Origin of the sequence: Brevundimonas sp. EAKA (genome assembly GCF_000698025.1) — a bacterium.
Taxonomy (GTDB): domain Bacteria; phylum Pseudomonadota; class Alphaproteobacteria; order Caulobacterales; family Caulobacteraceae; genus Brevundimonas; species Brevundimonas mediterranea_A.
This window is the reverse complement of record NZ_JMQR01000077.1, coordinates 1-14,947: the sequence shown is the minus strand read 5'-3', so window position 1 is coordinate 14,947 and position 14,947 is coordinate 1. Positions and strand designations below refer to the sequence as shown.

The window sequence follows — 14,947 nt, the reverse complement described above, 5'->3', positions numbered from 1 at the left end:
TGATCAGACAGTGGGGGGCACCGCAGTGGTGGTCTTCTCGACCGCCGCTGCGGGCGGCCGCTGCGCCGATGTCAGGCCCGATCCCTGGAAGGCGGGACCGGCGTCATAGGCGGCGAAGGTGGCGGCGGTGATGATCTCACTGACCGAGGCGCCCAGGGAGACGATCTGCACCGGCTTCTCCAGCCCGACCAGCAGGGGGCCGATCACCGTGGCGCCGCCCAGGGCCTGGACCAGTTTGGTCGAGATGGCGGCTGAATGAATGGCGGGCATGACCAGGACGTTGGCCGGCTTGGTCAGGCGGTTGAAGGCGTAGGCGGAGTGGCCCTTAGGATCCAGGGCGACCTCGGGCGGCATTTCGCCTTCGTATTCGAAATCGACGCCCTTCTTGTCCAGGATGCGGATGGCTTCGCGCACCTTTTCGGCGCGGTCGCCGGGCGGATTGCCGAAGGTCGAATAGCTGAGGAAGGCGACGCGCGGATTGCGGCCCAGCCTGCGCACGGTCTCGGCCGCCTTGACGGCGATGTCGGCCAGTTCGGCGGCGTCCGGCAGTTCGTGGATGGTGGTGTCGGCCACGAACAGGGTGCGGCCCTTGGCCAGCAGGATCGACAGGCCGATCAGGGTGTCCTCGACGTCCAGCACGCGCTGGACCTCCTTCAGGGCCATGTTGAAGTTGCGGGTCACGCCCGCGACCATGGCGTCGGCCCGCCCCTTGGCCACCAGGGTGGCGGCGAAATAGTTGCGGTCCTGGTTGATCATCCGCGCGACGTCGCGGCGCAGATAGCCCCGGCGCTGCAGCTTCTCGTACAGCCAGTCGGTGTCCTCGACATTGTGTTCGGAGACGCGGGCGTTCGTGATCTCAATGCCCAGGTCGTCGAAATTAAGACCGGCCTCTGCGGCGTTCTGACGGATCAGATCCTCGCGGCCGACCAGGATGGGCGTGCCCAGATCGGCCTGTTTGAAGCCCCAGGCGGCGCGGATGACCGCCAGTTCTTCGCCCTCGGCGAAAACGACGCGCTTGTTCGGCCCGCCGCGCACCGCCGAGTTGATCTTCTGCATCAGGGCGGCGGACGGATCGACGCGCGAGCGCAGGGCGTTGCGATAGACGTCCATGTCCTCGATCTGGACGCGGGCCACGCCGGTATCCATCGCCGCCTGGGCGATGAAGGGCGGGATGTACCAGATCAGGCGCGGGTCGAACGGGGTGGGGATGATATAGTCGGGGCCGAATTTCAGCTTGCGGCCGCGATAGGCGGCGGCCACCTCGTCGGGCACATCCTCGCGGGCCAGGGCCGCCAGGGCCTGGGCGCAGGCGACCTTCATCTCGTGGTTCACCCGACGGGCGCGCACATCCAGGGCGCCCCGGAACAGATAGGGGAAGGCCAGGACGTTGTTGACCTGGTTCACATAGTCCGAGCGGCCGGTGGCGATGATGGCGTCGGACCGGACTGACTTGACGTCTTCCGGCGTGATCTCGGGATCGGGGTTGGCCATGGCGAAGATGATCGGATTGGGGGCCATGGAAGCCACCATCTCCTTGGTGATCGCGCCCTTGGCCGACAGGCCCAGGACGACATCGGCCCCGACCATGGCCTCGGCCATGGTGCGCAGGGGGGTGTCGGTGGCGTGGGCGGCCTTCCACTGGTCCATGCCGTGTTCGCGGCCCTGATAGACGACGCCGTCCCGATCGCAGATGACGGTGTTCTCGGCCTTGACCCCGGCGGCCTTCATCAGGGCGATCGAGGACAGGCCGGCCGCGCCCGCGCCCGACAGAACCACCTTGACCTCGTCCAGCCGTTTTCCGGCGACGTGGCAGGCGTTGATCAGGCCGGCGGTCGAGATGATGGCCGTGCCGTGCTGGTCGTCATGGAAGACGGGGATGTCCAGCAGGTCCTGAAGCTCGCTTTCGATGACGAAGCACTCGGGGGACTTGATGTCCTCCAGATTGATGCCGCCCCAGGTGTCGCCGATGTTCTTGACGACGGTGATGAACTCGTCCGGATCGGTGGTCTTCACCTCGACGTCGAAGCTGTCGACGTCGGCGAAGCGTTTGAACAGGACCGACTTGCCCTCCATCACCGGCTTGGAGGCCATGTGGCCCAGGTTGCCCAGGCCCAGGATGGCGGTGCCGTTGGAGATGACGGCGACCAGATTGCCCTTGGAGGTGTATTCGTAGGCCTTGTCCGCATCGGCGGCGATGGCCAGGACCGGCACGGCCACGCCCGGCGAATAGGCCAGCGACAGGTCGCGCTGGGTCGCCATCGGCTTGGTCGGGGCCATCGAGATCTTGCCCGGGGTCGGGAAGAGGTGGAAGTCCAGCGCCTCCTGGTCGGAGAAGGTCTGTTTTTCGGTTTGATCGGGCATCGGGGGCGTCCAGGGCGTCAGCGGGGCTGTAACCGTTCGTGTCCTAGAGCGTGGGAAGGGCTGCGCCAAGCCTTGACGCCCCGGAAGGGTCACAGACCGGGCCGCAAGTTTCCGTTTGCGTCAGCGTCAACCGGATGCGCCGTCTAGAAGGACAGGGCGCCCGTGAGTTCGATCTCGACGGGGCCGGTCATCAGGACATGGTCGGTCGCCGCGTCCCAGTCGATGACCAATTCGCCGCCATCGACGACGACGGTGGCCTTGCGATCCGTCAGGCCGCGCCGGGCTGCGGCGACCTGGGCGGCGCAGGCGCCGGTGCCGCAGGCCTTGGTCAGGCCGGCGCCCCGTTCCCAGACGCGCAGACGGATATGGTCGCGGTCAAGGACATGGGCGAAACCGACATTCACGCCTTCAGGAAACAGCGGGTGGTGCTCGACCAGAGAGCCCGAGCCGGTGACGAAGCCGTCGTCCTGGCGGTCGGTGAAGAAGACGACGTGGGGATTGCCCATGGAAAGGGCGCCGGGCGTGTGCAGCAGCGGGGCGTCGATGGGGCCGACCTGAAGCTCGATGCCGCGCGTGTCCATCTCTTCGGCCAGGGGCACCTGAGTCCAGTCGAGGCGCGGGCGGCCCATGTCCACCGTGACCCGGCGGTCGCCCGCACGTGTGGCGGCGGTGGGGCCGGCTGCGGTGTCGATCGTGACCCTGTCGCCGCCGCCGGCCTCCATCAGCAGCCAGCCGACGCAGCGCAGGGCGTTGCCGCAGGTCTCCACCATGGAGCCGTCGGCGTTCCACACCCGCATGAAGGCGTCGGCGGTCTCGGACGGCTCGATGGCGATCAACTGGTCGAACCCCTCGCCCGTGGCGCGATCCGCCAGGGCGCGGATCTGGTCCTCGGTCGGACGAAACGGCGTTTCCAGCGCGTCGATGACGATGAAGTCATTGCCGGCGCCGTTCATCTTGATGAAAGGACGGGTCATGCAGGCCATATAGGCCTATCCCCGTCGTCCGGAAACCACTGTGTCCCAGAGCGAAACCGACCCCAAGGACGGCCTGAGGCTGCGCGCGCGGCTGCGATACCTGTATCACGGCGGCCAGCCGGCGGCGGTGAAGTTCCGGTTGACGGTCATTGTCATCGACTTCGCCATCATCGCCTTCTTCCTGGCGGCGCCGATCCTGAAGAACATGGGCTGGGCCTTCTATGTGCTCGACTATCTGATCGCCGCCCTGCTGGCGGTCGATCTGGCGGCGCGGGCCTACGCCTATTCCGACATCAAGGACTGGCTGAAACGGCCGATCGTCTGGCTGGACCTGTTTATTCTGGCGACCCTGCTGTTCCCGGCCTGGCTGTTCAACCTCGGCTTCCTGCGTATGCTGCGGCTGTGGACCCTGCTGAACTCCGACTTCTTCTGGCGGACGGTCGGCGCGCGGTTCGACGACACCCGGGTCGAGGGGATCGTGCGCGCGCTTTCGGGCCTGGTGACCTTCGTCTTCGTCGTGACCGGCTTCGTCTATGCGACCTTCCGGGGGCATGACGGGATCAGCGGCTATATCGACGCCCTCTATTTCACCGTGGCGACCCTGACGACGACCGGGTTCGGCGACGTCACCCTGCCGGGGCCGCTGGGCAAGCTTCTGTCCATCGCCATCATGCTGGTGGGGATCACCCTGTTCCTGCGTCTGGCCCAGGCCCTGATCAAGCCGCACAAGGTTCGTTTCCCTTGCGACCGATGCGGCCTTCAGACCCATGACCCGGACGCCGTCCACTGCAAGGCCTGCGGAAATCTGATCTGCATCCCGGACGAGGGCTGAGACAAAGATGACAAAACCGTAAGGGCGGATTCGTCGCCTTGCCGCGCGGCGGACCGCCGTTAAGGTGCCCGTCTTCAATTCCGGGGACTGTCCATGATCCGCTCATCCGCCGCCGTGCTCGCGGCCCTTCTCGCCTCCACCAGCCTGACGTCGGTATCCATGGCCCAGACCGCTTCCTCCGCTCCCGCCTTCGCAACCAGCGAGGCGAGCGACCCCTATGTCTGGCTCGAGGACGTCGAGGGCGCGCGGGCCATGGCCTGGGTCAAGGACCACAACACCCATTCGCTGGGCGTGCTGCAAGGCGACCCCCGCTATGAGCCCTTGCACCAGCAGGCGCTAGCCATCGTACAGGCGCGCGACCGGATCCCGGCTCCGGGCTTCACCCATGACGGTCATATCGACAATTTCTGGCAGGACGCCCAGCATGTGCGCGGCGTCTGGCGACGCACGACGCTGGACTCCTACAAGACCGCCGAGCCCCAGTGGGAGACGGTGCTGGACATCGACGCCCTGGCCGAGGCCGAGAGCGCCAACTGGGTCTACAAGGGTTCGACCTGCCTGGCGCCCGAAGAGCGCTACTGCCTGATCAGCCTGTCGAACGGCGGCAAGGACGCCGTGACCCTGCGTGAGTTCGACAGCGTGACCCGCAGCTTCGTCGAGGGCGGCTTCTTCCTGCCGGAGTCCAAGGGCGGCGCGACCTGGCTGAACAAGGACACCCTGCTGATCTCGCGCGATTTCGGCGTCGGCACCCTGACCAACTCCGGCTATCCGATGATAGTGAAGCGGATGATGCGCGGTCAGTCGCTGGATCAGGCCGACGTCCTGTTCATGGGCGAACCGACCGACGTCTCGGTGTCCGGCTATACGCTGCGGGACGCCGACGGGGCGCTGAAGGCGACCCTGATCAACCGGTCGATCGACTTCTATTCGTCCGAGACCTATCGCGTGACCGACGACGGGGCGGTGGTGAAACTGGCTCTGCCGGCCAAGTCGGACATTACCGGACTGGTCGCGGGCAAGCTGGTTGTGTCGCTGAAACAGGACTGGACCGCGCCGTCGGGCCAGGACTTCAAGAGCGGCGACCTGATCGCCTGGCCGCTGGACGCCTGGCTGGAAGACCAGGCCACGCCCGCGGTCCTGGTGCTGCGTCCGACCGAGCGTCAGGCCGTCGAGGGGGTCAATGCGACGCGCAACACCCTGGTCGTCGCCCTGTACGACAATGTGCGCGGTTCGGTGCGGGTCTATCGCCCCGGCGACAGCGAGTGGACCTATTCCACCCTGGGCCTGCCGCAGAACGTCTCGGTCGGCGTCGGCTCGGCGTCGGAGACCGATGACAAGGTCTTCGTCAGCGTCACCGGCTATCTGAACCCGTCCAGCCTGTGGCTGGCCGATGCGGCGACCGGCGCGGTCGATCAGGTCAAGTCGATGCCGGCCAAGTTCGACGCGACCGGCATGACGGTGGACCAGCACGAGGCCCGTTCGGCCGACGGGACGATGATCCCCTATTTCGTGGTCCATAAGGCCGACATGCCGCTGGACGGGTCGAACCCGACGTTGCTGTACGGTTACGGCGGGTTCGAAAGCTCGTTGCTGCCCGGCTATTCGGCCACGGTCGGCAAGCTGTGGCTGGAGCGGGGCGGGGTCTATGTCATCGCCAATCCCCGTGGCGGCGGCGAGTTCGGTCCGCGCTGGCACGAGGCGGCCCTGCAGCAGAACCGCCAGCGGGCGCATGAAGACTTCCAGGCCGTGGCCCTGGACCTGATCGCGCGCGACATCACCAGCCAGCCGAAGCTGGGGATCATGGGCGGCTCCCAAGGCGGCCTGTTCATGGGGGCGATGCTGACCCAGCGGCCCGACCTGATCAACGCGGCGGTCATCCAGGTGCCCCTGTTCGACATGCTGCGCTTCCACAAGCTGCTGGCCGGCGCCTCGTGGAAGGGCGAGTACGGCGATCCGGACGTTCCGGAAGAACGCGCCTGGATCCAGGCCTATTCGCCCTATCAGAACCTGCGGGCCGGCCAGCCCTATCCGGAGGTCTTCATCCACACCTCGACCAAGGACGACCGCGTCCATCCGGGCCACGCCCGCAAGGCGGCGGCGCGTCTGGAAGAGCTGGGCTATCCGGTGCTGTTCTACGAGAACACCGATGGCGGCCATGCGGCGGGGGCGAACCTGCAAGAGACGGCGCGTCGGTTGGCGCTGGAATACACCTACCTGTCGCGGCGGCTGATGGATTCCCCGGCGAAGGAATAGGTCTCTTTATCCGCTCATCCCCGCGAAAGCGGGGACCCAGTTCTTTCGCAAGGTTCGGCGACTGGGATCGAGTTCAGTACGAACGGGCGGCGCCGAACGCCCAAAGGTCTGGGTCCCCGCTTTCGCGGGGATGAGCGGAGAGTTTGAGCCATGCGTCACCTGATCCTGTCCGCCGCCATCCCGGCGCTGCTGCTCGGAACCTGCGCGAGCAACCGGAACATGGAAGAGTATTTCTCCCCCATGACCGTCGCTTCGGAGACGTCCCCGCCCCACTTCCCGCGCGACCTGACCCCTGCGGGCGTCGCCGCAGCGGACGATCATCTGGCCCTGGAGCAGGTGGATGGGGCCGAGGCCATGGCCTTCGTCGCCGATGAGAACCGCAAGTCCCTGGCCGTCCTGACCGGCGACCCGCGCTATGAGACCTTCCGCGCCGAGGCCCAGGCCATCCTGACCGCCACCGACCGGATCCCGGGCCCTTCCTTCCTCGGCGACGGAATCGGCAATTTCTGGCAGGACGCGGCCAATCCCAAGGGCGTCTGGCGGCGCACGACGCTGGACAGCTACCGCACCGCGACCCCGCAGTGGGAGACCCTGCTGGACATCGACGCCCTGTCCAAGGCTGAGGGCAAGGACTGGGTGTTCAAGGGCGCCGACTGCCTGGCGCCCGACGAGACCCGCTGCCTGATCAATCTGTCCGACGGCGGCAAGGACGCGGTGGTGGTGCGCGAGTTCGACCTGACGACGAAACAGTTCGTGGACGGTGGTTTCAACCTGTCAGAGGGCAAGCACCGCATCGAATGGTTGGACCGCGACACGCTCCTGGTCGCCACCGACTTTGGCTCCGGAACAATGACCGAGTCCGGCTATCCCTTCATCGTCAAGACGCTGAAGCGCGGCCAGACCCTGGCCCAGGCGGTCGAGGTCTATCGCGGCGAACAGGGCGACGGCGGCTATGGCGTCAGCCCGGCCGTCTATCGCGACAAGGACGGTAAGGTCACAGCCGTCATCATCACCCGCCCGCTGGACACCTTCCGGTCGGAGACCTGGGCCATGGCCCACGACGGTTCGACGATGAAGCTGGCCCTGCCGTCGCGGGTGTCGATTTATGGCGTCATCGGCGACCGGCTGGTCGTGTCGAACGACGAGGCGTGGCGCTGGGGTGCGCGAGAGGTGACGGCGGGCTCGCTGCTGGCCGTGTCGCTGGACGAGCTGAAACGCGGAAGCGGCGGCCTCTATCCCGACACCGATCCCGAGACCATCTTCACGCCGGGGCCGCGCCAATCGCTGCAGTCGGTCGCGGTGATGAGCGATTCCGTCCTGGCCACCCTGTCGGACAATGTCGCCGGTCGCCTGACCCAGTTCAGCTTCGGGCGGGACAATCGCCCGGTCTGGAGCGGCGCCTCCATCGCCGTGCCCGACAATGTGGCCGTCAATCTGGGCGACTCCTCCAAGTCGCGCGGCGAGGCCTTTGTCTCCTTCCAGGGGTTCCTGACGCCTCCGACCCTCAGCCTGGCCCGTATGGACATCGGCGCCCTGACCGAGCTGAAATCCGCCCCGGCCAAGTTCGACGCCTCGACCCATGTGGTGGAGCAGTACGAGGCCACCTCGACCGACGGGACCAGGATCCCCTATTTCATCACCCGTCCGCGCGACATGAAGCTGGACGGGTCGAACCCGACCATCATGCTGGGTTACGGCGGCTTCCAGGTCAGTCTGAACCCGGCCTACAAGCCCGAGATGGGCAAGCTGTGGCTGGAGCGGGGCGGGGTCTTCGTCCAGGCCAATATCCGTGGCGGCGGCGAGTTCGGTCCCGACTGGCACCAGGCGGCCCTGGACGGAAACCGCCAGCGCGCCTTCGACGATTTCGCCGCCGTGGCGCGTGATCTGGAACAGCGCGGCGTCACCAGCCCGCGCCGCCTGGGCATCTATGGCCGGTCAAACGGGGGTGTTCTGACCAGCGTGTCGATCACCCAGCATCCGGAACTGTTCAACGCAGCGGTGATCGAGAGCCCGCTGGTCGACATGCTGCGCTATCACGAGCTGCCGGCCGGCGCCTCGTGGATCGGCGAATACGGCGATCCGCGCATCCCCGAAGAAGCCGAGTGGATCGCCCGATATTCCGCCTATCAGCAGCTGCGGCCGGACGTGACCTATCCCCGCGTCTATCTGACCACCAACACCCGCGACGACCGGGTCCACCCGGGCCACGCGCGCAAGTTCGCCGCCCGTCTGGGCGACCAGGGCCACGACCATCTCTATTACGAGGATACGGCCGGCGGTCACTCCAACGACGCCGATCCGGTGGCCAATGCGCGGCGCTGGGCCCGTCACTATGTCTATCTGTCGCAACAACTGATGGATTGAGGCCTGGGGCTGCGGGTCACGCACTTATGACTCCCGGCCGCATCTGCGCGGGCTAAAGAACGTCGCCATGAGAAACAGGGTCTGGATCATCGCAGCGACGGTCATGACGGGCGTTCTGTTGTCCGTCGGGTCGGTCGCCCAGCCTGTCGGGGCGCGGGGCAAGCCCGTGCGCGCGGCCGCCGCGGCCGGCTCGCCGGTGGTGGTCGAACTGTTCACCGCCCAGGGCTGCGGCGGCTGTGTCGAGGCGAATGCGGTGGTCGAGCGGGCGGCGGGCGAGCCGGGGGTCATCGCCCTGACCTATGGCGTCGACTACTGGGACTATCTGGGCTGGACCGACACCTTCGCCCGGCCCGAGTTCGTGCAGCGCCAGCGCGCCTATCGCGCCGCTTTGCGCCAACGCGGCGTGTCCACGCCCCAGGTGGTGATCGACGGCCGCCGCCAGGTGTCCGGCGCGCGTGGACTGGAGCTGGAACACGCCATTGTGGAGGAGGCGAGCCGCCGTATCTGGCCGCCCGAGATCGAATTCCGCGAGACCGGCGATCAGGTCGGGATCGGTTCGGGCCGCCCGCCGTCGGGCGGCGCGGAGGTGCTGGCCGTCACCTATACGCCCGGCCCCCAAATGGTCGAGGTCAGCCGTGGCGAGAACCGGGGGCAGACCGTACGCCACGTCAATGTGGTGCGGGATATCGTGAACCTCGGCGACTGGCGCGGCCGGCCCATCCTGTTTGATCTGCCCCAGACGCATGGCGGAGACGCCGTGGTGGTGATGATCCAGGGCAAGACGGATCGCCGCATCCTGGGCGCCGCCGTCAGAAATTGAACCGCGCCTACTGGGACGTCGGGCAGGACGCTCTGACGGAGTTTGGGCCTGTCGCCGGCAACCGGTCGTTCGGCGCGTGAGGCTCAGGGGCGGATAGAGCTGCAGGGGCAGGCCAGGGGGTTCTAGGCGCCCGCCTTCTTCGCAAAGCCCCAGGCCGCGTCACTGAGCGGCCCGACCTGGGCGGCCATGGTGCGGGCGTGGGCGCTGGCCGCTGTGCCGTCGCGGACGCGACCGGCGATGCCCTGGCAGATTGCCGCCAGTCGGAACAGATTATAGGCGTACAGCCAGTCCAGATTGGCGGGCCGCATCCCGGTCGCCGCCGCATAGCGTTCGACCGTTTCCTCGACGGAGGGAATCCCCAGAGCCTCCAGGTCGGCGCCGGCCAGGCCGTTGCGCAGGGACGCCGGAATGGCCCAGGCGATCAGCAGATAGGAGAAGTCGGCCATTGGATCGCCCAGGGTCGACAGCTCCCAGTCCAGCACGGCCCGAACCTCGGCCGCATCCGGCGCCAGGATCAGATTGTCCAGCCTGAAGTCGCCGTGGACGATGCGGCTGGGCCCCTCGGGCGGCAGACTGTCCGGCAGGAAGGCGATCAGCCGATCCATGGACGGGATCGGCTCGATCTCGGAAGCGCGATACTGTTTGGTCCAGCGGCCGACCTGGCGGGCGAAATAGTTGCCGGCCTTGCCATAGTCCGTCAGGCCGATGGCGTCGGGATCGAAGGCGTGCAGCCGGGCCAGGGCGTCTGTCTGGGCCTCATAGACGGCGCGCCGTTCCGTCGGCGTCAGGCCGGGCAGCTTCAGGTCCCAGAAGATACGCCCTTCGACCTTGTCCATCACATAGAAGATCGAGCCGATGACGGTCTCGTCCATGCACAGGGCGTGCGGCCGGGCCACTGGAAATCCCTGGGCGGCGAGGGCTGAGATGACCTGGAATTCGCGGTCCACCGCATGGGCGCTGGGCAGCAGGACGCCGGGCGGCTTGCGGCGCAACACATAGGCGGCGCCGGGCGTGGTCAGCTCATAGGTCGGGTTCGACTGGCCGCCCTTGAACTGGCGCATCGTCAGCGGACCGACGTAGCCAGCGACATGGACGGCCATCCAGGCGTCCAGAGCCTCCTCGTCAAGCCGATAGCGGGGATCGACCTCACGTGTGCCGGAAAAAGCCGTCTGGGCGTCTATTGTAGCGTCGGTCATGGGCGGCCTGTTGTTTCCTGCACCGGCCCCGTCTTATGCGCGGTCCGGCGCGGCGATGATGGCGGCCTTTACGGCGCGGCGCCAGCCGGAAAGCAGGCGGTCGCGCTCGGCCGGTTTCATGCGGGGCGTCCAGCGGGCCGGGGCCTCGGTCGTGCGGGCCTGCAGATCGGGCAGAAGTCCGACGCCGAGGGCGGCGAGGCGGGCGGCGCCCAGGGCGGTCATTTCCTGGAAGGCCGGGCGTTCGACCTCGACCTCGCAGATGTCGGCGACGAACTGCATGGCGAAACTGTTGGCGGTGACGCCGCCGTCGACCTTCAGCGTTTTCAGCGGCGGGGCGCCGTCCTGGGCCAGGGCGTCCAGCAGGTCGCGGGTCTGATAGGCCAGGGCCTCCAGCGCCGCGCGGACGAAATGGGCCGGGCCGGAATCCCGCGTCAGCCCCACCACGGCGCCCCGCGCCTCGGGCTCCCACCAGGGCGCGCCCAGGCCGGTGAAACCGGGCACCATATAGACGCCGCCGTTATCGGCCAGGCCCTGCGCCATTGCTTCGGACTGGCGGGATTCCGAGATCAGCTTCACCCCGTCGCGCAGCCACTGAATGGCCGAGCCGGCCGAAAAGATCGAACCCTCCAGCGCATAGGCGGTCTGGCCTGCGGCCTGATAGCCCAGCGTGCCCAGCAGACGACGGGTCGAGGCGACGGGTTCCGGCCCGACATTGGCGACCAGGAAGGCCCCGGTGCCATAGGTGATCTTGGCGTCTCCGGGGTGCAGGGCGCCATGCCCGACCAGGGCCGCCTGCTGGTCTCCCGCGGATCCGGCCAGGGGCAGGGCGCGGCCGAACAGGCCGGGCTCCGTCTCACCAATCACCCCCGCGCAAGGAACGATGGCGGGCAGGGCGGCGCGGGGCACGGCGAACAGGGCGCACAGATCGTCGCGCCATTCGACCGTCTTCAGGTCCATCAGGGCGGTGCGGGCGGCGTTGGAGGCGTCGGTGGCGTGAATCCGGCCGCCCGTCAGTTTCCAGATCAACCAGGCGTCGATCGTGCCCAGTTTGACCTCGCCCCGGATCGCCCGGTCGCGCGCCCCCGGCACGGCGTCCAGCAGCCAGGCGAACTTGGTCGCCGAAAAATAGGGATCCAGGATCAGGCCGGTCGCAGCCTGGACGGCGGGCTCGTGGCCTTCTGCGGTCAGTCGCGCAGTGACGGGGGCGGTGCGCCGGTCCTGCCAGACGATGGCGCGGTGCAGGGGCGCGCCGGTCCCTGCGTCCCACATCACGGCCGTCTCGCGCTGGTTGGTGAGGCCCACGGCGGCGAACCGATCGACGCCGCCCGCCTTCTGCACCACTTCGCGACAGGTCTGGAGCACGGCGGACCAGATCTCGGACGCATCATGCTCGACCCATCCGGACTGGGGGAAATGCTGGGCCAGTTCGATCTGGCTGACGGCCACGGGGCGCAGGCCCCCGTCGCGGATTTCGAAGGCGATGGCGCGGGTCGAGGTCGTGCCCTGGTCGATGGCGAGGATCAGGCTCAAGCGGTTTCTCCATATCGGCGCCTTACGCGGCGCTCGTACCCTGGGCTAAGGGGAGCATATGACGACGCACCTGCCCAGCTTTGAAGGCGTCCTTGACGCCGCCCGCCAGATCAACGGCGTCGCTGTCCGCACGCCGTTGATCGAAAGTCCCGCCCTGAACGCCGTGGTCGGCGGGCGGGTGCTGATGAAGGCCGAGAACCTGCAGCGGGCAGGGGCGTTCAAGTTTCGCGGGGCCTACAACCGCATCAGCCGACTGAACGCCGAGGAGAAGGCGCGGGGCGTCGTCGCCTTTTCTTCCGGCAATCACGCCCAGGGCGTGGCCGCCGCCGCCGCCTTGGTCGGGACGTCGGCGATCATCGTCATGCCGTCCGACTCGCCCCGGGTGAAGGTCGAGGGGGTGATCGGATTCGGCGGAGAGGTGCGGCTCTATGATCGCTGGACCGAGAGCCGAGAGGCCATCGGCGCCGCGATAGCAGCCGAGCGGGGGTCTGTTCTGGTCCCGCCGTTCGACGATCCCTTCATTATCGAGGGCCAGGGCACGGTGGCGCTGGAGATGTTGGACCAGGCGGATGCGCCGATGGACCAGCTTTTGTGCGGCGCCTCCGGCGGCGGGCTGATGGCCGGGATCAATCTGGTCATGGCTGAACGCAGTCCGCAGACGAAGGTGATCGTGGTGGAGCCCGAGGCCTATGACGACACCGCGCGGTCTCTGGCGGCGGGGGAGCGGGTTGGTCATCCGCAGGGCCCGCCGTCGATCTGCGACGCCCTGATGTCCCCGATGCCGGGCGTACTGACCTGGCCGATCAATCGGCGGCTGGCGGGGGCGCTCACGGTGTCGGATGCGGAGGTGGCCGAGGCGGTGCGGTTCGCCTTCCGTCACCTGAAGCTGGTCGTCGAGCCCGGCGGGGCGGTGTCCCTGGCGGCCTTGCTCTCCGGCAAGTCCGAGACGAAAGGGCGAACCACAGGTATCGTCCTGTCCGGAGGCAATGTTGACGCGGTGCTCTATGGCGAGATCTTGGAAGGCCGTTTCGAGGGGTAGGTCTTTCCTTCCGGCATTGTCTCGGCCACCGTCGCTCAAACAGGAAAGTCGGGAAGGAACCTCATGGCGAAGACGGTGATGACGACGAGCGAGCTCCAGAGTCGGGTTGGCCAGCAGGTGGGGGTCTCGAGGTGGTTCGAGGTCAGCCAGGCCAGGATCGACGCCTTCGCCGATTGCACCGAGGATCGGCAGTTCATCCATGTGGATCCCGAGGCCGCCCAGACGACGCCGTTCGGCGGAACCATCGCCCACGGTTTCCTGACCCTCAGCCTGGCGTCGGCGATGAGCTATGACGCCGTTGCGCCGCTTAAGGGTGCGGTGATGGGAATCAATTACGGATTTGACCGGCTCAGATTCCTGGCTCCGGTGCGGGCGGGGTCGAGGGTTCGGGGGCGGTTCCGGCTGCTGTCGGCCGAAGACAGGGGCGCAGGGCGCTGGTTGTTGAAGCATGAAATCACGGTCGAGATTGAAGGCGACGACAAGCCCGCCCTGATCGCGGAGTGGTTGGGAATGCAGGTGATGGCCGGCTAAATTCTCGTTTGGGGGGACATGCCAGCGCCCCGGCGTTGTGTTCTCGCGGGGTCCGAAGTGCGTCCAAGCAATGGCTCAGAGACAATTTTACCTGTAGCATCAATAGCACGGTGATCAATTCAGCGCGCTTGTCCGCCTCGTTTTCGCCTCGACCTTCGACGGCAACGCTGGTAAGACCCGCGAAGGCGGTAGACCCGCCCGAATACAAACAGGCGGAGGGCTAATCCCCATGCGTATGAAGACTATCGTGCTGGCCTCCAGCGCAGCGGCCGCCCTGGCCCTGTCAGCTGGCGCGGCTTCGGCAGAACCTAACGGCTGGTACGGCGCGATCGACGCCGGTTACCACATGATCGACGACATCAACGCCGAATCGTCGACGACGGGTGCCAACTGGAACTATGAAGTGAACGACGGCTGGGCGGCTTTCGCCCGTCTCGGCTATCGCTTCAACCCCAACTGGCGCGTTGAACTCGAAGGCGGCTACCGCTCGGGCGACATCGGCACCGTGCGCGCCGTCTCCGGCACCCAGGGCCTGTGCAACCTGACCCCGGCGACCGGCGGCTGCTTCTCTCCGGAAGGCGACATCGAGTCGGCCACCCTGATGGCCAATGTCATCTATGATTTCGGCTATGAAGCCTGGGGCATCCGTCCCTTCGTCGGTCTCGGCGCCGGCGTGAACCACGTCAACACCGACACTGTCGGCAATCTGCGGGCCAACCGCGGCGCTTCCTTCGGTGCTGACGACAGCTCGACCGAGTTCGCCGCTCAGGCGATCGCCGGTCTGGCCTGGGCTGTGGGCGACCGCACCAATATCGACCTGACCTACCGCTATCTGACGGGCGACGCCTCGTTCGCCTCGACCACGGTCGGCACCGGCGTCGGCGCGACCTCGTTCGGCGAATGGGACGGCGACTACGACCAGTCGCACACCGTGACCCTGGGTCTGCGGCAGACCAAGGACAACATCGTCTTCGACGCAGGCCGTTCGGCGGACCTGTATCTGGGCCTCTACTCGCCCCTGCTGAGCCCCCGCCAAGCCGACGCCGC

At 67.2% G+C, this 14,947-nt stretch carries 11 protein-coding genes; 7 read left to right on the top strand and 4 right to left on the bottom strand.

Going from position 1 to position 14,947, the window contains the following annotated elements:
* Positions 1-3: 3 nt before the first annotated feature.
* Positions 4-2,361, bottom strand: coding sequence for an NADP-dependent malic enzyme (locus tag ER13_RS11545; protein ID WP_035309403.1), 2,358 nt, complete (start codon positions 2,359-2,361; stop codon positions 4-6).
* A 143-nt stretch (positions 2,362-2,504) separates the two neighbouring features.
* Positions 2,505-3,335: a diaminopimelate epimerase gene (gene dapF, locus ER13_RS11540; RefSeq protein ID WP_035309407.1), complete on the bottom strand. Its 831-nt coding sequence runs from the start codon at positions 3,333-3,335 to the stop codon at positions 2,505-2,507.
* 40 nt (positions 3,336-3,375) lie between these two features.
* Here dapF and ER13_RS11535 point away from each other — a divergent pair, with 40 nt between their 5' ends.
* The 4 genes from ER13_RS11535 (at position 3,376) to ER13_RS11520 (ending at position 9,604) form a co-directional block, all read left to right on the top strand.
* Positions 3,376-4,167 (top strand): potassium channel family protein, encoded by a 792-nt coding sequence (locus tag ER13_RS11535; protein ID WP_008261921.1) that lies wholly within the window; start codon positions 3,376-3,378, stop codon positions 4,165-4,167.
* A gap of 93 nt (positions 4,168-4,260) precedes the next feature.
* The gene (locus ER13_RS11530; RefSeq protein ID WP_035309401.1) at positions 4,261-6,420 is read left to right on the top strand and encodes a prolyl oligopeptidase family protein; all 2,160 of its coding nucleotides are present in this window, start codon (positions 4,261-4,263) and stop codon (positions 6,418-6,420) included.
* 150 nt (positions 6,421-6,570) lie between these two features.
* Entirely contained in the window at positions 6,571-8,784 is a 2,214-nt protein-coding gene (locus ER13_RS11525; protein WP_035309398.1) for a prolyl oligopeptidase family protein, read from the top strand.
* A 67-nt stretch (positions 8,785-8,851) separates the two neighbouring features.
* Positions 8,852-9,604, top strand: a complete 753-nt coding sequence (locus ER13_RS11520; RefSeq protein WP_035309396.1) for a thioredoxin family protein — start codon at positions 8,852-8,854, stop codon at positions 9,602-9,604.
* Positions 9,605-9,726: 122 nt separating this feature from the next.
* On the opposite strand, the gene ER13_RS11515 is transcribed toward ER13_RS11520, so the two are convergent.
* Positions 9,727-10,800: a phosphotransferase gene (locus ER13_RS11515; RefSeq protein WP_035309394.1), complete on the bottom strand. Its 1,074-nt coding sequence runs from the start codon at positions 10,798-10,800 to the stop codon at positions 9,727-9,729.
* 33 nt (positions 10,801-10,833) lie between these two features.
* The gene (gene glpK / locus ER13_RS11510) at positions 10,834-12,330 is read right to left on the bottom strand and encodes a glycerol kinase GlpK (protein ID WP_035309392.1); all 1,497 of its coding nucleotides are present in this window, start codon (positions 12,328-12,330) and stop codon (positions 10,834-10,836) included.
* A gap of 58 nt (positions 12,331-12,388) precedes the next feature.
* On the opposite strand from glpK, the gene ER13_RS11505 reads away from it, so the two are divergent.
* The 3 genes from ER13_RS11505 to ER13_RS11495 form a co-directional block, all read left to right on the top strand.
* Positions 12,389-13,369 (top strand): threonine/serine dehydratase, encoded by a 981-nt coding sequence (locus ER13_RS11505; RefSeq protein WP_035309390.1) that lies wholly within the window; start codon positions 12,389-12,391, stop codon positions 13,367-13,369.
* Between the two features lie 63 nt (positions 13,370-13,432).
* Positions 13,433-13,900 carry a MaoC family dehydratase gene (locus ER13_RS11500; protein ID WP_035309389.1) on the top strand — a complete coding sequence of 156 codons (468 nt, stop codon included), beginning with the start codon at positions 13,433-13,435 and terminating at the stop codon, positions 13,898-13,900.
* A gap of 229 nt (positions 13,901-14,129) precedes the next feature.
* Positions 14,130-14,947: outer membrane protein (locus ER13_RS11495; RefSeq protein WP_231492539.1), on the top strand; the 818-nt coding region annotated here is incomplete at its 3' end.

What these genes read in the sequence shown, in the direction of transcription:
- ER13_RS11545 (WP_035309403.1), bottom strand. Translation starts at nt 2,361, where the DNA reads ATGCCCGATCAAACCGAAAAACAGACCTTCTCCGACCAGGAGGCGCTG.
- ER13_RS11520 (WP_035309396.1), top strand. Translation starts at nt 8,852, where the DNA reads ATGAGAAACAGGGTCTGGATCATCGCAGCGACGGTCATGACGGGCGTT.
- ER13_RS11530 (WP_035309401.1), top strand. Translation starts at nt 4,261, where the DNA reads ATGATCCGCTCATCCGCCGCCGTGCTCGCGGCCCTTCTCGCCTCCACC.
- dapF (WP_035309407.1), bottom strand. Translation starts at nt 3,335, where the DNA reads ATGACCCGTCCTTTCATCAAGATGAACGGCGCCGGCAATGACTTCATC.
- ER13_RS11500 (WP_035309389.1), top strand. Translation starts at nt 13,433, where the DNA reads ATGGCGAAGACGGTGATGACGACGAGCGAGCTCCAGAGTCGGGTTGGC.
- ER13_RS11515 (WP_035309394.1), bottom strand. Translation starts at nt 10,800, where the DNA reads ATGACCGACGCTACAATAGACGCCCAGACGGCTTTTTCCGGCACACGT.
- ER13_RS11525 (WP_035309398.1), top strand. Translation starts at nt 6,571, where the DNA reads ATGCGTCACCTGATCCTGTCCGCCGCCATCCCGGCGCTGCTGCTCGGA.
- ER13_RS11505 (WP_035309390.1), top strand. Translation starts at nt 12,389, where the DNA reads ATGACGACGCACCTGCCCAGCTTTGAAGGCGTCCTTGACGCCGCCCGC.